This window comes from Pseudomonas sp. NFX5, assembly GCF_049132125.1.
In the GTDB taxonomy this organism is placed as follows: domain Bacteria; phylum Pseudomonadota; class Gammaproteobacteria; order Pseudomonadales; family Pseudomonadaceae; genus Aquipseudomonas; species Aquipseudomonas marginalis.
In genome coordinates this window covers 34857-54503 of sequence record NZ_JAFMZG010000021.1, presented here as the reverse complement: position 1 = coordinate 54503, position 19647 = coordinate 34857, and the positions used below count along the sequence as shown (strand labels likewise).

Genomic DNA, 19647 nt, shown 5'->3' with positions numbered 1-19647 from the left:
TACTGATGAAAGTCTTGTTCATGTGTACCCACAACAGCTGCCGCAGCATCCTCTCCGAGGCACTGTTCAACGACCTAGCGCCAGAGGGTGTGGAAGCGATCAGCTCAGGAAGCTTTCCCAGCGGCCGCGTGAACCAACGGGCATTGCAAACGCTGGAGGCTGCGGGCATTTCCACGGCGGGCTTGAGCAGCAAAGCTTCGGATGCTTTCGAACGCTCTCCACCAGACATCGTGATAACCGTATGTGACCGGGCCGCGGGTGAGGCATGCCCCATCTTTTTCGGGCCAGCCTTGAAGGCCCATTGGGGTTTAGCCGATCCGTCGGAAGCCATCGGGTCGGAGATCGAGATCACAACAGCGTTTGAAGCCACTCTCGCCAAAATTCGCGAACGGGTGAGCGCGTTTCTTGCGCTGCCGCTGAAAACCATGAGCCCTGACCAACTCAAAGCAGAACTGAACCGTATCGGTTCGCTTTGAAGCGCAATGGAAGTTGTGCCTGCTTGGCGCATCCCTAGGAGTTTGTATGCAAGATACGCTGCCGAATGTCCAAGCCGAACTGCTTGACATTCCCACCCTGGAGCAACTGACGCCTCGCACGTCTTCACTCCATAAACCTCGAATCCTTCTTTTGTATGGATCGACACGAGAGCGATCCTTCAGCCGGTTGGTGACCCAGGAGGCCGCCCGTCTTCTGGAACGGTTTGGCGCTGAAACAAAGATATTCGACCCATCAGGCCTTCCGCTGCCGGATGATGCACCCGAGACGCACCCCAAAGTCGCGGAGCTTCGCAAGCTGATGCAATGGTCGGAAGGCCAGGTGTGGTGCTCTCCTGAGCGACACGGCTCCATGAGTGCGGTTTTCAAGGCTCAAATTGATTGGGTTCCACTGGCGATAGGTGCTGTACGACCTACACAAGGAAAGACCCTTGCGGTGATGCAAGTCTGCGGCGGCTCGCAGTCCTTCAACGTAGTTAATCAGTTGCGGGTACTGGGGCGTTGGATGCGGATGTTCACCATCCCAAATCAATCCTCAGTAGCTAAGGCATTCACCGAATTCGATGAGGCGGGCCGGATGAAGCCGTCCTCGTACTACGACCGCCTGGTCGACGTGATGGAAGAACTAATGAAGTTCACGCTGCTGTTGCGTGATCGCCAGGATTACCTGGTTGGTCGTTACTCCGAGCGTAAAGAGTCCGCTGAGGAGCTATCCACACGCGTCAACCAGCGATCCATTTGAGCCTCTCGACAGCGAGACATCCGATATGAGTCAGATCACGATTTATCACAACCCGGAATGTGGCACTTCCCGTAATACCTTGGCATTGATCCGCAACAGCGGTGAAGAGCCAACGGTAATTGAGTATCTGAAAACCCCACCTGATCGTACAACGCTAATCAGACTGATCAAGGATATGGGTATAGAGGTGCGGGCACTGCTCCGTATCAAAGGCACGCCGTACGAAGTGCTTGGGTTAGGTGATCTGTCACTTGCAGATGACCAGCTCATTGACGCCATGATGACTCATCCCATCCTGATCAATCGTCCCATCGTCGTTACACCCTTAGGGGCGCGCCTTTGTCGCCCGTCAGAGGCTGTCCTCGACCTGCTTTCACAAGAGCAGCGCGGCAGTTTCGTCAAAGAGGACGGACAGGTCGTAATTGATGATCTGGGCCGTAAAGTCTGAACCCACGCAAGCGATGCGCAGCAAACGTAGGGGGGATGGTGGTGAGTCAAAATCCGAAATTTGATGTCGTGGTTATTGGCGGCGGCCAATCCGCGCTTCAACCCTCCGCTCCTCGTGCTGATGAATGGCATAGATTATGATGCTGTATACATATACAGTTGTTGGGTTCGTGCAGCCTTACTGATCGGTAGGTATTGGAGCCCTTCGGTGATATCTGATATCGAGATAAGCCCTGAAGTTTGCTGGGTAAGGTGCTATTTTCAGTGATTCCATATTGATACTATCGGAACGGAATTCGACCTATGATTACGCTGAAAACTGCCATTATTCACAGCTTCAAGAAGCTGGCCAAGACCAGCTTTATCTCCGAGGTGGTCAAGAAGGATGTGGCGCTCGATACTGAAAATCCCGCGTTGCATTTTCTGGTCAATGGTATCCACGGCCTCATCGGCAAAGAAGGCAACAGCGTGGTCTACGGCCAGTTTGCCGATGATGACCGTCAGGGACCGTTTCCAGAGCGCTTCACCGCGTTCGTAGAAGTACAAGATGATGAAGCGCGATTTATCGACTTGACCCACTTGGCAATGGACCAGTTGGTGGAGCAAGCAGGTAATCAAGTCTTATCGACCGGTGGACACATCCTTTGCGCTCAGTACACCGCAGGTGCAACCGACTTTTTCCTGGTCGCCAGCATGAAGGAACGCGGCGGTATACAGCTGGACGAGAACTATGTGCCCAAGGAAATTCAAGAGGTCGATCTCAACAAGGTTCAGCAGGCCGCCAGGATCAATTTAGCGAGCTTCGTGGCCATAAAGGCTATGGCTGCCGCGGCCGCTGCTGCGCCTGAGCAGGATGAGGATGACGCGGAGGATGAAGTGGATTCAACCTACCTGTGCTTCATCAGCCGGGGCCGTGATAGTCAGGCATCCGACTATTTCATCTCTGCACTGGGATGCGCGAAAGGAGTAGCTTCCGGACGCGCTACCAAAAATGCCATTGATAACGTTGCACGGTTTTTTCGCGACAACAAAACGTTAAAAGGCTTTGGTTATAAGGCCAAAGAGGCGGTTATCAAGTATCTGGAGGAACAGTTGGCAGCAGGCAAGTCTGCGCGCTTGGACGCTATCTGCCACGTCGCTGTCGCACACGTACCCGCTGACTTAGTGGATGAAATTGTTGGACTGAAAGACTATTTGAATAGTGAGAAACATAAGGTGCCAGACGACTTTACGGTCAATGCGAAATCGCTGAAAGAGAAGACCCGTATCAAGGGGGACGCGGCTAACTGGTCGTTGCAATTCGAGCGTGGAGCGTTAGGTAAGGATCCGGCCGCAGACGTTTATTATGATGAGGGACGGAAAAATTTGACACTGTCCAATCTGACTGCCGAACTGGTTGGTGTGATCGAGAAAGAACTGCTGGCCAGGGTCGGCTAAGAATGTTTTCTAATGTGGTAGCTCTCTACCGCGCCATTGGAGCGCCCCCCATTGAGGACGGAGTCATCCGCTATGAGGGGATGCCAACGCCCGACATTATCGGTACGTTGCGAATGTGCGATGGCCTGCCCGCAGCCTATGGCAAGTTCGAGCATTGCTCTGAAGAAGCAGACTCTCTCGATATTGAGTTTCGCTTGCCATCGAACGAGTCTGGCCGTTTCTACGCGAACCTAGGCGAGTTTGTCGCTCGCAATGGCTCATTGGGCAAGGGCCAATTTCCGAGCAACGTGTACATTGTTGAGCTCTGTTGGGCAGATAGTGATGACACCGAACCTCCGACGATTAAGGCGCTCAGGCGCGTATGTCGGTTGATCGAGCTGCTTGCACTGCTAGCGATCGGTGTCGACAAAGACAGCAGCCAAGATGGTTTTAATCTTTTCTTTGCCTTGCCTCCTGATGGGGCTAAGCCGCCGAGAACATTTCTGTTGCCTACTCAGGTTGACGCCAAGGTACTTGACTATGAGCTCAATCACCTGAGCTTGTTGGAAGAAATACTCAATCGAAAAAACGAAAATAAGGCACACCTCTCCGAACGAAAATTAATGATTCGGATGGCGGTGGCTAGCGTCATAGAGAAGTTTGAGAGCGAGCCCAATCTGTTCTTGGTGATCGTGCGGGAGTGGCGGGAGGTCCTCGCCACATACCGCGCGAATCTGCAAACCTACGTCTATAGCTTCTCGTTTGAGCGGGCCCGGCGCGAGGTGGCCCAAGCTGAAATCGACTATGGCACCAAGCTTAGCGGTGTGCTGGGCGACATCGCCGGCAAGATGCTCGCCCTGCCGATATCGCTAGCGGGTTTGGTCGTGCTGGAGAAAACAACCTCAAGATTCGAAGGTTTTATCCTTGTCCTTGGGTTGGCAGTGGTTTCTGTGGTTCTGCTTGCAATCCTTCACAACCAAATGCTGCAAACGGAGCGCCTCCTACACAGCTTCAATGTCATTTTCGATGATTTCAAGGACAAGATAAAAACATATCCCCCTAAACTTCAGGGGCTGCTCAGGATCACCATCGATCAAGTCGACAAGCAAGGCCGAACCCTCACCAGGACCTTTCGGTTGCTGAAGGGGTTGTCCCTGCTTCCAATCGTCGGTGCTTTGCTGCTAGCCGCGATAAAATACTGGGACGATTTCTTATGGCTGTTAAAGGCTATCCTAGCGATGGTGTTTTCGGTACTCAACGTAGCCCCTAATATTCTCAGCCCATGAGGCTTTTTTAACACGTTCTTCGTCTCATCTTACTGCGCTCAAACGACTCATCCATCTGGAGCAGTCCAAGCAGCTGTCAATGATATAGAGGAAATGTATCTTTAATAAAAATCTTGGGTGCTTCATGAGGAGCTCGAGTTGGTCCCTAATGCCTTATCTGACGTATTCAGCCTACTCCGCCAATAAGTTAAATTTCTAATAGTCGAGCTCACGTGTACTGTGGAACACCTTACGCATATGTAATATTCGCGGCAGCTTTCTGAAAGGCATCACTGGTTATCCTCTAGTCAGAAGTAAGTGAACACTAGGAGAAAATCATGAAATCACTAAAAGTTTTTTTTGCCGTTACCATCTTGACCATGTCTTCTTTGGCCATGGCTGAAGGAGGTGGTGACCGCGTTTATGGTCGAATGATGCAAGAGAACCAGAAGGCGATGGAGCAGTACGCCTTAGAAAACGGAAAGACGACACCTGAAGTTGTTCATTATGAATATGGAATGAACCTCGATGTCCAAAAGGTAATCAGTACCACTCAAGCCAATAAAACCTGTGGCGTAGCCCCTTCGCGCATGACCTATGAAGATTCGGCGGGCAAGCTCAACACCCTGGAATACAAGGTTATGGGTACTAACTGCCCTCACGGAAGCTAGTTAGCGTTGGCCCTAACTGCGCAAGGTTGTTCGGTATTTTTTGAGCCTGCTTACTGTTCGCTGACATAGAAGTAATTTTCAGGTCACGCTGGAGTTATCTATTGTATGAAATTATGTCTGCCGGCACGTAGGATAAATCCTCACGTGCTGGTGGCTTTTTATAATTATAAAAAATTTCATAAAGAAACTATGCCAAGCTAAAGCCTGGAGTGTTAAATGAACAATAAAAGCATTTATGGTCTTTCTCTCATTGCCCTTAGCATGAGCATGGGGCAAGTTGCAGTGGCTGTTGAGCAAAGACCTGAAGGATTCATTGAGGGGAGCACCTTTAGTATTCTCAATCGGAATCTCTATCTCAATCGTGATTATCGAAAGGGCCAGTCAAGCCCCACGGGCAATGGTTACTCAGCCGAATGGGCTCATGGCATCATTGGCCGATTCGAATCAGGCTTTACTCAAGGTACAGTAGGCTTCGGCATTGATGCGTTTGCAATGGAAGGCCTCAAGCTCGATTCAGGTGATGGTCGCTCGGGAGCTCGTAGCTCAGTCGATGTCTTGCCGCACAATAGCAAAGGCCAACCTGAAGACTCCTACTCAAAAGTAGGCGGAGCCGCAAAAGTGCGTTTCCTGGATACAGTCGTCAAGGTAGGGGACGTATTTCCATCGACGCCTGTCGTGGCCTATGGGGATTCCCGACTCCTCCCTGAGAGTTTTCGTGGTGAAACGTTTACCAATACCAGCATCAAAGACCTTACCCTTCAGGGTGGTCGGCTGCATGCGATGAGCCAACCCAATTCCAGTGGCATGCGTGACGGCTTTTCGACTTTCTACGCTGGTGCGGTAGATGCTCCGTGGATCGCTTATCTAGGGGGCGATTACACAGTCAATGAGCACGTAGGTGTGAGTCTTTACACCAGCCAATTCAAGGATGTGTGGAACCAGTATTACGCAGGCACCACATTGAGCTATCCGCTCTCAGATAGCGTATCGCTAATCGGTGGTTTTAATTACTACCGAGCGGTGGATGAGGGTAAAAAACTTCTGGGAAGCTTCGATAACAACATCTGGAGCGGCAAGACCGGGGTCAAATTCGGAGCGCACGTCGTGACCGTTGGGTACCAGCGCAATAATGGTAACGACGACTTTGACTACCTTCGCCAATCCGACTCAATTTTCTTGGATAACTCTATTCAGTACAGCGATTTCAACTCACCGAAAGAGCAATCCTTGCAGCTGCGCTACGATCTAGATATGCAGGCCTTCGGCATCCCCGGTCTCAGCTTCATGACCCGCTACGCTAAGGGTTGGGATGCGGACTATTCCAACGCGAACAGCGTGTACATGCGTCGTGGAGCGGATGGCGCCCCATTGCAGAATCAAAAGCGTTGGGAACGAGACATCGAGGCTAAGTACGTCATCCAGTCAGGTTCTCTGAAGGACATGTCTTTACGTGTTCGCCAGGCAACGACACGAGCCACGGATTTCGAATCTGATTTGGACGAGGTCCGACTGATTGTCGAGTATCCACTGCAAATGCTTTAACGGACGCTGGCCGTAGGCATCAAGCGTCCGATTGCCAGATACACCCCGTCTCTTTTTTCTCCTTTGGTTTTGGAGACGGCTTAGGCGCCCTAGTGGCGCCTTTTTTTATGTGCGCCCAGCATGGGCGCAATCTTGTGGGTGAAAGTCCCGCCGTAAGCTGACCACAGCGAACGAAGTGAAGCGCAACTGCATGAGGGCGACCGAGTGTGGGGAGGAAGCGTGAATCGAAACCGCGAGCCGATGTACAAGAACCGGATACAAGGCGAAGCCGACCAGGGCGAGCGGGCATAAAACCGCGAAGCTCTTGTGGTCAAGGGTCAGGCAGCGTAAATCCGGCGGTTGTGCGGTGAAGGATTGCGTTCTTACCTGGGGAGATCTCGCCTTGTGCCTGAAAGGGCGACGGCGCGAGTCGGAGCGAGAAGTCAGCAGAGGCCGTAGTAGTCTTTTTTTTGACGAAGGGCCGAACGAGAGAAAGCGTCATAGGCCATGTTGATGCGAAAGACCGGAAGTCAGATGCCTGCCAAACGCGGGGCGGACGGAGATAACGAGCGGTGAAACCGTGAGAAATCCTGTCAGCGACGAGGTCAATCGCCCGCAAAATGAACCCGATAACGCAGGACAAGGGCTGCTGGAACGGGCCTTTGCGAGAGAAAACCTGAAACGGGCGTGGAAACGGGTCAAGGCCAACAAAGGTGCAGCGGGAGTCGACGGTCTGGATATTGATCAGACGGCCGAGTACCTGCTGACCCAATGGGCGGGGATTCGTGAACAGCTTCTTTCAGGAGTCTACCGGCCCAGTCCGGTACGGCGTGTGGTCATTCCCAAACCTGACGGCGGTCAACGCGAGTTGGGTATCCCAACGGTCACCGACCGTTTGATCCAACAAGCGTTGCTGCAAGCCTTGCAGCCATTACTCGATCCGACCTTCAGTGAACACAGCTACGGCTTCCGTCCGGGACGCTGTGCGCAGGACGCCGTTTTAGCGGCTCAGCGCTATGCCTCTTCAGGACGTAAAGTGGTGGTGGATGTTGATCTGGAGAAGTTCTTCGACCGGGTCGATCACGACATCTTGATGGATCGTTTGCGCAAACGGATTACGGATCAGGCGGTTATCCGGCTGATTCGCGCCTATCTGGATGCGGGAACGCTGATCAATGGCGTGGTCGAGAAAAGCCGCTGCGGGGCGCCGCAAGGCGGCCCACTGTCGCCGTTGTTGGCGAACGTGCTGCTGGACGAAGTGGATCGGGAGCTTGAACGCCGAGGCCATTGTTTCGTGCGCTATGCCGACGATGCGAACGTGTATGTGCGCAGTCAGAAGGCGGGGCAGCGGGTAATGGCCCTGCTGAGGCGGCTGTACGAAAAGCTGCACTTGAGCGTCAACGAGAGCAAGAGTGCAGTGACGAGCGCGTTTGGTCGCAAGTTTCTGGGCTATGAGTTGTGGTCAGCCCGAAGTGAAGTCAAGCGCGCGGTCTCTTATAAGGCGCAGAAACAGTTCAAGCAGCGTATCCGCTGGCTTACCCGGCGCTCCTGCGGGCGTAGCTTGCAACAGGTCGCAGATAATCTCCGGCCTTATCTTTTGGGCTGGAAAGCCTACTTCACGTTGTCGCAAACACCGGCAGTCTGGCGCAAGCTGGACGAATGGATACGACATCGACTGAGAGCGATCCAGCTCAGGCAGTGGAAGCGTGGCCCTACGATCTATCGAGAGCTGCGGACACTGGGGGCGAGCCAGCAGGTGGCGCAGAGGGTGGCCAGTAACTCTCATCGCTGGTGGCGTAATAGCCGTTTTGAGTTGAATCGTGTGCTGAATATTGCGTGGTTCGACAGGCTGGGATTGGCGCGCCTCTCATAACCTCAATCTCTCGAACCGCCCGGTGCGGACCCGCATGCCGGGTGGTGTGGCAGGGGAGCGGCCTATGAAGGCCGTCCCCTATGCCGATGGATATTGACATAACTATCGGTATATCCCCGGCCGTCATTCCAGTGCTGATGCTGCCCCTCATGAGCTCTCGCACAATCTATTGCGTACACAGGTTCTGCACGAGCAGGTGTATTTCCGTCCTGGGTTGTATGGCTAGGTGGAACGTGTGATTATACTTCAACTATAGGTAGGGGGGGTATGGTATGGGGCATATGAGATCGAGCAAAGACAATCTTCTTAAGCGCGTAAAGCGGATCGCTGGGCAAATCCAGGCGATTGAGCGAGCACTCGACTCTGATGATGACTGCTCGAAAACCTTGCTTTTGGTCGCTTCGACTCGTGGCGCGATCAATGGGCTCATGGATGAAATCATCGAAGACCACGCTCGTGAACACGTCGCGAATCCAACACTCAGCAACGAAGAAAGAGCGAAAGGCGTCGATGAGCTTCTCGAAGCCATTCGCCGCTATTCCAAATAGGATTTGCCCAGATGAGTAATTCGTACACCGACTATTCCCACGACCATATGTTCCTTGGGAAATCACATGAAGAAAACGCCAAGCGTACCTTGTGGGTGGTGGCCCTGACCGTCGTAATGATGGTTGCTGAAATCACCGCAGGTTATCTCACTGGCTCAATGGCGTTGCTTGCCGATGGTTTTCACATGGCAACGCATGCAGGTGCACTGGGCATAGCCGCAGCTGCTTACGGTTACGCGAAAAGACATGCCTCAAGTGCTCGCTACAGTTTTGGAACTGGCAAGGTGGGAGACTTGGGTGGCTTCGCTTCTGCTCTGATTTTGGGACTGGTTTCCTTGGGAATTGCTGGAGAGTCGCTGTTTCGTCTCTTTCAACCGACTCAAATGCAATTCGGGACAGCGACTCTAATCGCAATTGTCGGACTAGCAGTGAATGTGGTGAGCGCGCTTTTGCTGTCTGGCGGTCATGATCATCACCATGGGCATGACCACGGCCACGATGAGTCTCACCATGCGCATGGTCACGACAATAATTTGCGCTCTGCATACGTTCACGTCATTGCAGATGCACTGACTTCGGTTCTGGCCATCGCAGCCCTTCTTGCTGGTCGATACCTTGGTTGGGTATGGCTCGACCCTGCAATGGGGATTGTGGGTGCCGTTGTGATTGCACGCTGGGCTTGGTCGTTGATGCGGGTGACTTCGGGTGTATTGCTCGACCAGACAGATGATCATGTCGCTGAAGAGATTCGTGAACTGGTTGAGCGACCGGGAGATGCTTCGATCATTGATCTTCATGTCTGGCAGGTGGGGCCGCAAGCCCGCGCCGCGATTGTGAGTGTTCTGGGCAGCCCAGCAGTGAATGCAGAAAACATACGAGAACGGCTGGCGACGGTTCATGAGATCACTCATCTGACAGTTGAGTACCGCACGAAGTTGGGCGCTGACTCACCCGATCAGGTCGCCGTTCTGGCTTAGCAATGAACCCGTAGCACGCATAAGTTCGACGAGGAATTGAACAATGGCCAAGGACATCGAAAATCCCTGTATTTCTGTTTGCCAGCTGAACAGCGAACTATGCGTCAGCTGCGGTCGTACCAAGGAAGACATCAGAAAATGGAAACGAATGAAACGTCCAGAAAAAATGGCCGCTGTACAACGCGCCACCCTGCGTCTGAAAAGCCTGCAAAAAAAGAACTCTTAAACCACAGTCATTTACCTTTTCTACTTTTTCAGCCGAGACAGATGCCCTAATTCGAAAGGGCAAGCTGAGAGGCAACGCCGTTCCCAAACTTAGCACTATCCCGATCAGCAATCTGCTGCCCAATGCGTGGCAGTATACGGAGCATGGCGTCATCTCAAATTGTTATTGAGGACAGCAGTACGGGGTTATCAAATTCGGTGCAAGAGCGCCTTTACAATTGTTGCTGATGTCCTTAGCGAATGGTTTGAGAATGAAATCGACAGAGCATGTCCCGCTGCATGGCCATGAACGGTGACCATGCTGTGACGGGATGGACGGGGTGGGATTAGTTTTCGGGGTATTCAGCAATCACCTGATCTGTGCCAGCTTTGGTCAGGCCGATTATCTGGTAGGCCTCATGCACTCCGTCGACTTCCATTCCTGGAGAACCTGCTGGCATGCCAGGAGCAGCGATCCCGAGAAGGTCGTCACGCTTACTCATCGCAATTATTTGCTCAACTGGCACATGACCTTCAACAAACTTCCCGTTGATCATCGCAGTGTGACAAGACGAGAGTCGTGGAGCGACACCTAGATCTTGTTTGACAGCACTCATGTTGGTTTCTACATGATCAATGACGGTGAAGCCATTGGCCTCAAGATGCTGAATCCATTTTTTGCAACATCCGCAGTTTGCATCTCGATGCACATCGATGGTCAGGGTCTGCGCCGCTTGAGCCGTTGAGCCAATGAACAGCGCGGTGAATGTTGTGATACGCAGAAATCGACTTGAAAGTCGGAAGCTACCTGTCATGAATATTTCCTTTTCCCTTGGAGACGGCGAGATGTTCTACGAAGCAATAGAACCCCACTCAAGCGTTCATGCCGCTGCAAAGGTTACATTGAAGGATCTACTTTAGAGTCGGGGAGCCAACTCCCCGATCATTTGAATTCGTAGGGCTAGTGCTCAAATCGCTCAGAACCACATCCGAATACCAGCTACAAACCGGGCCTCGTTTGTCTTTTCCCCTTCATCGCTGGCCAGGTCAGCCGTCTTACCATATGAGCGATTCCAGCTAACACCAATGTAGGGTGCGAATTGACGAGTAATTTCGTAGCGCAACCGCAGGCCTAGTTCAGTGTTGGCCAATCCAGATCCTATGCCGCGCTGAGGATCATTTTTCCCGTACAAGTTTACTTCGGCGGTCGGCTGCAAGATCAGGCGATTGGTCAACAGGATGTCGTAATCGCCTTCAAACCGAGCTGCGGTTTGACCGTTCTCACCAATATAAGCAGTCGCTTCAGCTTCAAAGTTATAGAGGGCCATGCCCTGAATACCGAGCGCTCCCCATGTTTGAGGTGACCCAGGTTTGAAGTCTTGTCGAATGCCGGTGACGACATCCCACCAAGGACCGATGGCGTGTCCCCACAGAGCCTGAAGTTCAGCGTTCTCGGTTACGCCATTGGTACGTTCGCCTTCCGAACGCAACCATAGGCGATCGACGTCACCGCCGATCCACCCTTTTGCATCCCAAGCCAGCGCACTACCGTTGTCAGCGTCTTGGTACTCAAATTTATCCAGGAGGATGAACGAGTTAATTTTTTTATCGTGCACACCATGGCCTGGTAAGTCTGGAAAAGCGGCGGCCCGGTCAGCGTCGGTAAGTACGGGGATCGGGGTTCGGCTTGTGGTAGTCGCCCCTCCATCCATGCTTTCCATACCGTCCATTTGCCCGTTATCCATGCTCATCTTGCTGTGATCCATAGCCCTCATCTTGCTATGGTCCATGGATCCCATTGAGCCGTGGTCCATCTTGGAGTGATCCATCGCGGCATCTTTCGCTTTGGCTGGTTTGGATTTTTGTGCAGTTGAAGACTTTGCGTCCGCACTTGATGGCATCGCCATCGACGGATCCATCTCTTCAGCGGCTTGAGCCATGAAAAAGAATGCTGGACCGGTAGAGACTGCAAGTGCCATCAGCGTTGGGCGTAAAAACTTACTGGTCATGATCTCAATCTGCCTTTTTGGTTTTTTGGTCATGATCCATCGACTCATGGCTCATCTGGCTATGGTCCATTGACCCGTGATCTAGCTTCGGATCGTTTGCCGTTGCTGGCTTGTCCGTTGCTGTAGCAGGAACAGTGGTTGAATGGTCGCTGCCATTTTCCTCTGCCAGCACCGTGGACGAGAGTCCACTCAGCAGGACAGCAGCAAAGAGGCAACCCACGAGGGAATTACGATTTAGGTATGTGCTCACAGATCGTCTCCTTTACTCATCTACCCGTACTTCACGGAACATGCCCATTTCCATATGGAAAAGCAGGTGACAGTGATATGCCCAACGGCCTAAGGCATCAGCGGTGACTCGATAGCTGCGTTTGGTACCTGGTGGCATATCGATCGTATGCTTGCGCACCATGAACTTGCCGTTCTCATCCTCGAGGTCACTCCACATGCCGTGAAGGTGGATGGGGTGGGTCATCATGGTGTCGTTCACCAAGGTGATGCGCAGACGCTCGCCATACTTCAGGCGCAGCGGTTCGGCGTCAGAGAATTTGATGCCGTTGAACGACCACGAGAACTTCTCCATGTGACCGGTCAAATGAAGCTCGATGGTACGATTTGGCTCGCGGCCGTCAGGGTCTTGGAAAGTGCTTTTCAAGTCGGAGTAAGTGAGCACTCGACGACCATTGTTCCGCAAGCCTATGCCCGGATCGTTCAGCTTTGGCGTTGGACTCATGGCTTGCATGTCAACCAAGGGATTGTTGGTTTCAGAGGCTGGGTGAGTCTGCATTTCTCCACCCATACCGCTCATGCCAGCCATCCCTGACATATCACCACTGCCCATTCCTGCCATCTTGCTGTGGTCCATGCCAGCCATGTTGGACATGTCGCCTTTGCCCATGCCAGCCATCTTGCTGTGATCCATACCAGCCATGTTAGTCATGTCACCGCTGTCCATGCCGGTCATCCCAGTCATGTCACCTTGGTTCATCCCTGCCATCTTGCTGTGATCCATGCCGGCCATGTCGCCACCGCCCATTCCAGCCGAGCTGCCATGGTCCATACCAGCCATACCGCCCATCCCCATGTCATCCATAGTTACTATAGGACGTGGGTCAATTGCAGGTATCGGTGCCTTTAGGCCTTCACGCACTGCAAGTGTTCCGCTAGCGTAACCTGTACGATCCATAGACTGGGCGAAGATGGTATAAGCCTCTTCACTGGCAGGCTCTACGATCACGTCATACGTTTCAGCTACGGCGATGCGGAATTCGTCAACGCTCACTGGATTGACGTGTTGGCCGTCGGCGGCCACAACGGTCATTTTCAAACCAGGAATGCGGACGTCGAAATAGCTCATCGCCGAGCCGTTGATAAAGCGTAGTCGTAGCTTCTCACCCGGCTTGAAAATACCGGTCCAGTTACCGTTGGGCGCCTGGCCATTCATGAGATAGGTGTAAGTATCTGCGCTGACGTCTCCAAGGTCGGTTGGGCTCATGTTCATTTCAGCCCACATCTTCCTGTCAGCTACTGTTGCTGACCAACCTTGCTTACTGACATCGTCGATGAAATCACCAACGGTGCGTTTATGGTGGTTGTAGTAGCCCGACTGTTTCTTAAGCTTGGCCATGACGCGACTAGGATCTTCATCGGTCCAGTCAGTCAACATCACCACGTAGTCGCGGTTGTATTGAAAAGGTTCAGGCTCTTTCGAGTCGATAACGATTGGCCCGTAAACCCCTGCCTGCTCCTGTAAGCCCGAGTGGCTGTGGTACCAGTACGTACCATTCTGATGAACCTTGAACTTGTACTCGTACATGCCGTCGGGTGCGATGCCATGGAAACTCAAGCCAGGTACACCGTCCATATTGGCCGGCAGAATGATCCCGTGCCAATGGATTGAGGTGTCTTGGTCCAAGCGGTTTTTTACACGCAGGGTGACTGTCTCTCCTTCGCGCCAACGCAGCAAAGGCCCTGGCAATGATCCATTGATGGTCATGGCTGTTCGCGCCGAGCCGGTAATGTTTACAGGGGTTTCACCAATAAACAGATCAAATTCATTGCCAGTGAGTACGCTCGGCAGACCTGGACTTGTCACCGCCCATACAGGAGTGCGCCAAAGGCCAAAGCCGCCGAGAATGCCACCAGCGGCCAAGCCTTTTACGAATGTCCGTCTAGAGGTTTTGGAATGCATGCCGTTTATTTCCAATCAGTCAAAAGGGAAGCCGTGCGAAACAACCGATCATGAGTTGCCCGGATCAGCTTTGCCCACCGTCACAAAAGACAAACTCTTACGGCAAGCGAGCTCAGAAATTGCCACATTTAAACCACCGCAGTGATTACATTTCTGTCAGCTTGGAGGGCCCAGCTATTTAGCAATTTTTGTGATCCATCGCCTTGGCTTTGCTTTCAGCGACGGGAGGTTGGGCATTTTGCGTTTGAGCTACTCGGTACGATTCCATCGAATTATTCCTGGCCACTTCCATGCGTGCGAAAGTCCGGTCACCACCGCCTTCAGCCATAGCCAAAGAAGAGACGGTCAGAGCCGCGATGACGAACAAGGTTTTGATAGGGTTCATTTGGGGGTCCTCGGATGATTATTGGTAACCCCTGAATCCACATCAATCGTTGACTCTTGGGGGGTGAGCTTGAGGCTCAATAGGACTATAAGACTCATCCCCTGTCAGGAAGCTTAGGCCAATATTACAGTTGTGTCAGGTTGCGATATTTCTCTTGAGATACAGGGTGATTAGTCCGTAAGGTCTAAGCTATCCAACGACACATAACCGCCATCCACCATCTAAAATTTACCTGTGCGGTGTTGTAAGTTTCCGGTCACTGCACGATGGCGTGGCGTTTTTGAGGTTTCGCTGAAATCATACATCGGCTCGGACGCACTACGTTAAGCACTTGAGTGTTCGATAGGTGGGAATTAAATGGCAGCGTAACTAAAGGTGGCCACCGGTGAGTATTAATTTTGAAAAAGCGCTTGGCTCCGCAGAAAGAGCATTACTTTTTCGCAGCCAACGAGCTGAGGTACTTAGCAATAATATCGCTAATGCCGACACTCCTAACTTTAAGGCCAGAGACTTGGACTTTTCTGCTGTACTGGCTAGCCAAACAGAGGGAGGTTTGGCTACTCCGTTCTCTTTAAAAACAACAAACCCGAGACATATTGCCGTAAACGAATTAGCAAGTGATATTCACAGCGGTGCTTTGCTTTACAGTACGCCGAACCAACCTTCCATTGATCAAAATACTGTGGATCAACAGGTCGAGGTCGCAAAGTATACGGAAAATGAAATTCATTTCGAAACCGCCTTTACTAGATTAAATGGAGCATTTAAGGGGCTACTTAAAGCTCTGCGAGGTGAATAATAAACTTTACCCAGCTAGGGAATCAGCGCCTCAGGCGCTGATTTGGGAAGGGAACCCGAGTGCTTCGACAGTTTTACGGACCTGCTCTGGGTTTTCGCTACTTTCGACGCTCACTTTACCGGCAGCGCGATCTACGGAAACCGTAGCCTCGCTGTCCAGTGACTGGATCGCTTTGATGATTTTGCTGACGCAGCTACCGCAACCAATGCCTGATACGTTTAAGACGAACATGGTTATTCCTCTTGTGCTGGGCGGTCTCTTTTCACCGCAACAACAGCATCAACGTTGACACCACGGTAAGGTCAAGAGTTATATATTGCGGGCTGCGAGCATCGGTTACTCTCAATCTATTCGGGTATTCCTCAATCTCAAAGCATTGAAAACTACAGATGCAGAACTGACGCTCATGGCTAACGCAGCGATCATTGGCGACAGAAGGTGTCCCGTCAGTGGATAGAGCAGGCCTGCGGCGAGGGGAATACCCATTGAGTTGTAAAGGAAGGCGAAACCTAAGTTTTGCCGCATGTTTTTTACCGTTGCAACCGAAAGTGCCCGTGCCCGTAAAATCCCCATCAGGTCGCCTTTTACCAGCGTGAGCTGCGCGCTATTCATCGCGACGTCAGTCCCTGTCCCCATGGCAATGCCCACATCAGCTCGCGCCAAGGCCGGTGCGTCGTTGATACCGTCGCCGGCCATGGCAACCTTTCGACCGTATTGCTGGAGGTCGGCTACCAGACGCTCCTTGTCCTGAGGTTTCACTTCACCATGAACCTCTTCAATACCCATCTCCCTGGCGACAGCACGTGCGGTGGTGATCCCGTCTCCGGTGGCCATGATGATTTTTACGTTATCAGCCTTAAGCTTGGTGACTGCTTCTTTAGAGGTTGGTTTTATCGGGTCTGAGACCGCCAGTAACCCCGCCAAGACCCCGTCAACTGCTAGATAGATGATGCTGATGCCTTCAAGGCGCAACAACTCTGCACGGTCTTGTAAGACCTTAGTGCTCACGCCGGCAGCTTCCATAAGTGCAGTGTTGCCCAGCTGTACTTTCTTGCCACCAACGAGGCCACTGACTCCAATCCCTGATCCGGACTCAAACGATTCAGGCTTGGTGAGCGCAACATTTTCAGTTCGGGCGTGATCGACGATGGCATGAGCCAAAGGATGTTCGCTGCCTTGATCAAGGCTAGCGGCCAGTTGAAGCACATCGTGTGGGTTGAAATCTGGTGTGGCCTCCACACTGTGAAATACCGGCCGTCCCTCTGTCAGGGTCCCCGTTTTATCGACAATCAGTGTGTCGATCTTGCAGAGATTTTCGATGGCACTGGCATCCCTGAACAGCACACCCATACTGGCGGCTTTACCCGTCGAAACCATGATCGACATGGGCGTTGCCAGACCCAGTGCACAGGGGCAAGCGATGATAAGTACGGCGACAGCGTTGATCAGGCCGAAGACCCAGCTGGGTTCAGGGCCGAACAGTCCCCAGCCTAAGAGGGTCAGCAACGCAATCGCGATAACCGCCATCACAAAGTAGCCTGCGATTGAGTCGGCCATTCGTTGCATGGGCGCTTTGGAGCGTTGGGCTAGTGCGACCATTTGTACTATCTGCGACAGCATAGTGTCAGCGCCGACCTTTCGCGCCTCCATCACCAAGCTTCCATGAGTATTAAGCGTGGCACCGATCAGACTATCCCCTGCTCTTTTCATGACCGGCACAGGTTCACCAGTGAGCATGGATTCATCCACCGCACTTTCTCCCTCGAGTACAGAGCCATCAACTGGCACTTTTTCACCAGGTCTGACCCGCAAATGGTCTCCCAAGTGAACATGGGTAAGAGGAATGTCTTCCTCCTGACCATCAGCGTTGATCTTGCGTGCAGTTTTGGGAGACAGGCCTAGAAGGGACTTAATGGCGGCGGAGGTTTGTGACCGTGCTTTGAGCTCAAGAATTTGCCCAAGCAAGGTGAGCGAGATGATGACCGCAGCGGCTTCGAAGTAGACGCCGATGCGTCCATCTTGCATGAAGGTGGTGGGAAAACTTTGGGGAAATAGGGTTGCCGCGACGCTGTAAAGATAGGCTGCGGCAGTACCTAAACCAATCAGAGTCCACATGTTTGGACTGCGATTTCTAACAGATGCTATGCCTCTTACAAAAAAGGGCCAACCTGCCCATAAGGTGACCGGAGTGGCAAGAGCGAACTCGATCCAGTTTTGAACCGAACCATGGAAGAGTTGTAATGAGTGACCCGCCATGGCTAGAAGGGCCACCATCACGGTTAAAGGCAGCGACCACCAAAAGCGGCGCGTGAAATCACGGAGCTCGGTTTTGTCATCGTCATCAAGCGCGGGCATGACCGGCTCTAATGTCATGCCACATTTAGGGCAATTGCCGGGCCCTGGCTGTCTTATTTCCGGGTGCATAGGACAGGTAAACTCAGTGGCTACCTGTAGCGCGGGCTCTATAGCGGCGCTGCTGGGTTCAGCGCTGGGATGATTACCAATGTAGCGTTCTGGATCTGCCCGAAATTTCTCTTGGCATTTCTGGCTACAAAATTGATACGTCTGTCCTTGGTAAGACTCGCCAAATTTACTTGGAGGTGTAACCGCCATACCGCACACCGGGTCACGTAGATCACCGTCATGGGGCGAGGCAGCGTGGGCGGGACCGTGATCGTGGTGGCTCGGTGTAGTGGGCATAGCTATTTCTCTTCCTTGTTGGTTCCTGCCTGATCGCCATGGTCATGTCCGCCATGTCCATGCCCAAAAAAATGCATCAATGGACAGATCAACAGGATGAGATAGGGCAAATACGGATAAACGTGGGTGAAATGTTCCCGCACTCCGTAAAAGGCACCGATCGCAATGAGCATGATCAGTACAACGCCTGTTTTGCGCCTCCAAAATGGTGGGGAGGTGCTTCCAGCCGGATGCTGCTGGTTATCCATGATCTAGACCCAGTGTGTGAGCGTGTTGCTCTGATCTCTGCCTCAGAGCATAGCGAACTCTTGCGTCGACGCGGTTTTAGCGGTCGGTTCAGGCTTACTTCAAGTCAAACTGACCGACCATTCCAGACTGGTAATGACCTGGCACGTTGCAGGCAAATTGAAGTCCAGTTGTGTTGTTGAAGGTCCAGATCAACTCCTTGGTTGCTCCTGGCTCGATCAGCACGCTATTTGGGTCGTTGTGTTCCATTCCAACCATCTTCATGCCTCCCATGCTATGGCCCATGTTGCCCGACATTTTTCCAGTTCCGGTGGGTGTAAGCGTTCCATTCTGGAACATGCTCGCCATTTCTTTTTGGTGCGCCGCGTGAGCAGCGGCTTGGCCGATATTGAATTCGTGCAGCAGTGCGCCCTTATTGCGAAGGACAAAACGAATAGTCTCACCAGGCTTCACGTCGATGTTTTTAGGCATGAAGAAAATATCACCCATCTCCACCTCTACCGTACGGGTAACCGCAGAGGCCACGCCAGGCTGACCGATATCCTCTTTCCCATGACCTACGCTGGCCATCGCCGTAGCGCCGAGGAGTAGGGTGATTGCCGCAATAACTGGGGTAATGAGCTTAGTTTTCATGGTGACCTCGAGAGCAAGTGGAAAACACTAGCTATGCTAAAGGGATAGAGCTGCCCGTTAACTGACTTGAACACTACATTTCTGTCAGTTTTCCTGAGAAAACACGGCGCCCAGATGACGCCGTGTCTAGCAGGGCGGTTCAAAGAGCCCCGTGGGAGTTATTCGGTTACTGATGGTTCTCAGAAAGCATCAGTTTGTGCTCGCGCTGCATTTGGTTCAAAACGTCATCAACCATGGCGTCGTGTTTTTCCATCCAGGCGAGATGTTCCTGAGGTGACATTGATGCTTTTGGATGATCTAGATGAAGCTGGTCCATGATCTCGCCCAGTATTTTCATATGCTCGGCCATGTGCACATGGCGTTGCCCTTCAGGAGCTTTTTCAGCTTGTACCAAGGTCGCTTCGGCTTTGTCGCGCAGACTTCCCATGCGCTCCAGAATCCGATCTGCACCACCTTCAGCCAACGCAGACGCAGAGATGAGTATCGAACTAACAAAGAATAGGGCTTTTAAACGGTTCATGAGGCA

22 protein-coding genes are annotated in these 19647 nt (G+C 52.4%); 12 read left to right on the top strand and 10 right to left on the bottom strand.

The annotated features are described in order from the left end of the window. The first annotated feature begins 5 nt into the window (after positions 1–5). The 11 genes from J1N02_RS13380 to J1N02_RS13330 all read left to right on the top strand — a co-directional run bounded on the left by J1N02_RS13380 (position 6) and on the right by J1N02_RS13330 (position 10180). Positions 6–476 carry an arsenate reductase ArsC gene (locus J1N02_RS13380; RefSeq protein WP_032901558.1) on the top strand — a complete coding sequence of 157 codons (471 nt, stop codon included), beginning with the start codon at positions 6–8 and terminating at the stop codon, positions 474–476. Between the two features lie 46 nt (positions 477–522). Further along, complete coding sequence (gene arsH, locus J1N02_RS13375) at positions 523–1236, top strand: arsenical resistance protein ArsH (protein WP_032901559.1); 714 nt, start codon at positions 523–525, stop codon at positions 1234–1236. 25 nt (positions 1237–1261) lie between these two features. Further along, positions 1262–1684: an arsenate reductase (glutaredoxin) gene (gene arsC / locus J1N02_RS13370; RefSeq protein WP_032901560.1), complete on the top strand. Its 423-nt coding sequence runs from the start codon at positions 1262–1264 to the stop codon at positions 1682–1684. Between the two features lie 302 nt (positions 1685–1986). After that, the gene (locus tag J1N02_RS13365; protein ID WP_032901562.1) at positions 1987–3120 is read left to right on the top strand and encodes a nucleoid-associated protein; all 1134 of its coding nucleotides are present in this window, start codon (positions 1987–1989) and stop codon (positions 3118–3120) included. A gap of 2 nt (positions 3121–3122) precedes the next feature. Next, positions 3123–4385: a hypothetical protein gene (locus J1N02_RS13360; protein WP_017341663.1), complete on the top strand. Its 1263-nt coding sequence runs from the start codon at positions 3123–3125 to the stop codon at positions 4383–4385. Between the two features lie 317 nt (positions 4386–4702). Then, positions 4703–5035 carry a DUF2790 domain-containing protein gene (locus tag J1N02_RS13355; RefSeq protein ID WP_033902856.1) on the top strand — a complete coding sequence of 111 codons (333 nt, stop codon included), beginning with the start codon at positions 4703–4705 and terminating at the stop codon, positions 5033–5035. Positions 5036–5251: 216 nt separating this feature from the next. Beyond that, on the top strand, positions 5252–6577 hold the full coding sequence (locus J1N02_RS13350; RefSeq protein ID WP_054898299.1) for an OprD family porin: 1326 nt from the start codon (positions 5252–5254) through the stop codon (positions 6575–6577). 559 nt (positions 6578–7136) lie between these two features. Next, a complete protein-coding gene (ltrA, locus tag J1N02_RS13345) occupies positions 7137–8429 on the top strand; it encodes a group II intron reverse transcriptase/maturase (RefSeq protein ID WP_017341082.1) in 1293 nt (430 codons plus the stop codon). A gap of 272 nt (positions 8430–8701) precedes the next feature. Beyond that, positions 8702–8977 (top strand): metal/formaldehyde-sensitive transcriptional repressor, encoded by a 276-nt coding sequence (locus J1N02_RS13340; RefSeq protein ID WP_034139899.1) that lies wholly within the window; start codon positions 8702–8704, stop codon positions 8975–8977. 11 nt (positions 8978–8988) lie between these two features. After that, positions 8989–9954, top strand: a complete 966-nt coding sequence (dmeF, locus tag J1N02_RS13335; RefSeq protein WP_034139898.1) for a CDF family Co(II)/Ni(II) efflux transporter DmeF — start codon at positions 8989–8991, stop codon at positions 9952–9954. A gap of 43 nt (positions 9955–9997) precedes the next feature. Beyond that, positions 9998–10180: a DUF1289 domain-containing protein gene (locus J1N02_RS13330; protein WP_017341650.1), complete on the top strand. Its 183-nt coding sequence runs from the start codon at positions 9998–10000 to the stop codon at positions 10178–10180. 325 nt (positions 10181–10505) lie between these two features. Here J1N02_RS13330 and J1N02_RS13325 read toward each other — a convergent pair whose 3' ends face one another. From J1N02_RS13325 to J1N02_RS13305, 5 genes are all read right to left on the bottom strand, one after another. Next, positions 10506–10973, bottom strand: coding sequence for a DUF411 domain-containing protein (locus J1N02_RS13325; RefSeq protein ID WP_019334904.1), 468 nt, complete (start codon positions 10971–10973; stop codon positions 10506–10508). 162 nt (positions 10974–11135) lie between these two features. Then, a complete protein-coding gene (locus J1N02_RS13320) occupies positions 11136–12200 on the bottom strand; it encodes a copper resistance protein B (protein WP_019334905.1) in 1065 nt (354 codons plus the stop codon). After that, a complete protein-coding gene (locus J1N02_RS13315) occupies positions 12172–12417 on the bottom strand; it encodes a hypothetical protein (protein WP_140915309.1) in 246 nt (81 codons plus the stop codon). Before J1N02_RS13315 ends, J1N02_RS13320 begins: the two co-directional genes overlap by 29 nt. Before the next feature lie 12 nt (positions 12418–12429). Continuing rightward, a complete protein-coding gene (locus tag J1N02_RS13310; protein WP_034139897.1) occupies positions 12430–14358 on the bottom strand; it encodes a copper resistance system multicopper oxidase in 1929 nt (642 codons plus the stop codon). A 178-nt stretch (positions 14359–14536) separates the two neighbouring features. Beyond that, entirely contained in the window at positions 14537–14743 is a 207-nt protein-coding gene (locus J1N02_RS13305) for a co-regulatory protein PtrA N-terminal domain-containing protein (protein ID WP_010565102.1), read from the bottom strand. Between the two features lie 385 nt (positions 14744–15128). Here J1N02_RS13305 and flgB point away from each other — a divergent pair, with 385 nt between their 5' ends. After that, positions 15129–15542: a flagellar basal body rod protein FlgB gene (flgB, locus tag J1N02_RS13300; RefSeq protein ID WP_080761504.1), complete on the top strand. Its 414-nt coding sequence runs from the start codon at positions 15129–15131 to the stop codon at positions 15540–15542. A gap of 30 nt (positions 15543–15572) precedes the next feature. Here the strand turns inward: flgB and J1N02_RS13295 are convergent, their stop codons facing one another. From J1N02_RS13295 to J1N02_RS13275, 5 genes are all read right to left on the bottom strand, one after another. Next, the gene (locus tag J1N02_RS13295) at positions 15573–15773 is read right to left on the bottom strand and encodes a heavy-metal-associated domain-containing protein (protein ID WP_034139896.1); all 201 of its coding nucleotides are present in this window, start codon (positions 15771–15773) and stop codon (positions 15573–15575) included. Positions 15774–15884: 111 nt separating this feature from the next. Further along, entirely contained in the window at positions 15885–18242 is a 2358-nt protein-coding gene (locus tag J1N02_RS13290; protein WP_082423353.1) for a heavy metal translocating P-type ATPase, read from the bottom strand. A 2-nt stretch (positions 18243–18244) separates the two neighbouring features. Next, positions 18245–18490, bottom strand: a complete 246-nt coding sequence (locus J1N02_RS13285; RefSeq protein WP_082423352.1) for a DUF2933 domain-containing protein — start codon at positions 18488–18490, stop codon at positions 18245–18247. Positions 18491–18584: 94 nt separating this feature from the next. After that, positions 18585–19121 carry a cupredoxin domain-containing protein gene (locus J1N02_RS13280; RefSeq protein ID WP_054896109.1) on the bottom strand — a complete coding sequence of 179 codons (537 nt, stop codon included), beginning with the start codon at positions 19119–19121 and terminating at the stop codon, positions 18585–18587. A gap of 166 nt (positions 19122–19287) precedes the next feature. Next, complete coding sequence (locus J1N02_RS13275; protein ID WP_054896108.1) at positions 19288–19641, bottom strand: co-regulatory protein PtrA N-terminal domain-containing protein; 354 nt, start codon at positions 19639–19641, stop codon at positions 19288–19290. Positions 19642–19647: the final 6 nt, after the last annotated feature.

Bases quoted from the DNA above. Each gene is read 5' to 3' on its own strand.
- dmeF (WP_034139898.1), top strand. From the start codon at position 8,989: ATGAGTAATTCGTACACCGACTATTCCCACGACCATATGTTCCTTGGG.
- arsC (WP_032901560.1), top strand. From the start codon at position 1,262: ATGAGTCAGATCACGATTTATCACAACCCGGAATGTGGCACTTCCCGT.
- J1N02_RS13305 (WP_010565102.1), bottom strand. From the start codon at position 14,743: ATGAACCCTATCAAAACCTTGTTCGTCATCGCGGCTCTGACCGTCTCT.
- J1N02_RS13275 (WP_054896108.1), bottom strand. From the start codon at position 19,641: ATGAACCGTTTAAAAGCCCTATTCTTTGTTAGTTCGATACTCATCTCT.
- J1N02_RS13290 (WP_082423353.1), bottom strand. From the start codon at position 18,242: ATGCCCACTACACCGAGCCACCACGATCACGGTCCCGCCCACGCTGCC.
- J1N02_RS13365 (WP_032901562.1), top strand. From the start codon at position 1,987: ATGATTACGCTGAAAACTGCCATTATTCACAGCTTCAAGAAGCTGGCC.
- J1N02_RS13295 (WP_034139896.1), bottom strand. From the start codon at position 15,773: ATGTTCGTCTTAAACGTATCAGGCATTGGTTGCGGTAGCTGCGTCAGC.
- J1N02_RS13380 (WP_032901558.1), top strand. From the start codon at position 6: ATGAAAGTCTTGTTCATGTGTACCCACAACAGCTGCCGCAGCATCCTC.
- arsH (WP_032901559.1), top strand. From the start codon at position 523: ATGCAAGATACGCTGCCGAATGTCCAAGCCGAACTGCTTGACATTCCC.
- J1N02_RS13360 (WP_017341663.1), top strand. From the start codon at position 3,123: ATGTTTTCTAATGTGGTAGCTCTCTACCGCGCCATTGGAGCGCCCCCC.
- J1N02_RS13310 (WP_034139897.1), bottom strand. From the start codon at position 14,358: ATGCATTCCAAAACCTCTAGACGGACATTCGTAAAAGGCTTGGCCGCT.
- J1N02_RS13280 (WP_054896109.1), bottom strand. From the start codon at position 19,121: ATGAAAACTAAGCTCATTACCCCAGTTATTGCGGCAATCACCCTACTC.
- J1N02_RS13325 (WP_019334904.1), bottom strand. From the start codon at position 10,973: ATGACAGGTAGCTTCCGACTTTCAAGTCGATTTCTGCGTATCACAACA.
- J1N02_RS13340 (WP_034139899.1), top strand. From the start codon at position 8,702: ATGGGGCATATGAGATCGAGCAAAGACAATCTTCTTAAGCGCGTAAAG.
- J1N02_RS13285 (WP_082423352.1), bottom strand. From the start codon at position 18,490: ATGGATAACCAGCAGCATCCGGCTGGAAGCACCTCCCCACCATTTTGG.
- J1N02_RS13330 (WP_017341650.1), top strand. From the start codon at position 9,998: ATGGCCAAGGACATCGAAAATCCCTGTATTTCTGTTTGCCAGCTGAAC.
- J1N02_RS13355 (WP_033902856.1), top strand. From the start codon at position 4,703: ATGAAATCACTAAAAGTTTTTTTTGCCGTTACCATCTTGACCATGTCT.
- J1N02_RS13350 (WP_054898299.1), top strand. From the start codon at position 5,252: ATGAACAATAAAAGCATTTATGGTCTTTCTCTCATTGCCCTTAGCATG.
- J1N02_RS13320 (WP_019334905.1), bottom strand. From the start codon at position 12,200: ATGACCAAAAAACCAAAAAGGCAGATTGAGATCATGACCAGTAAGTTT.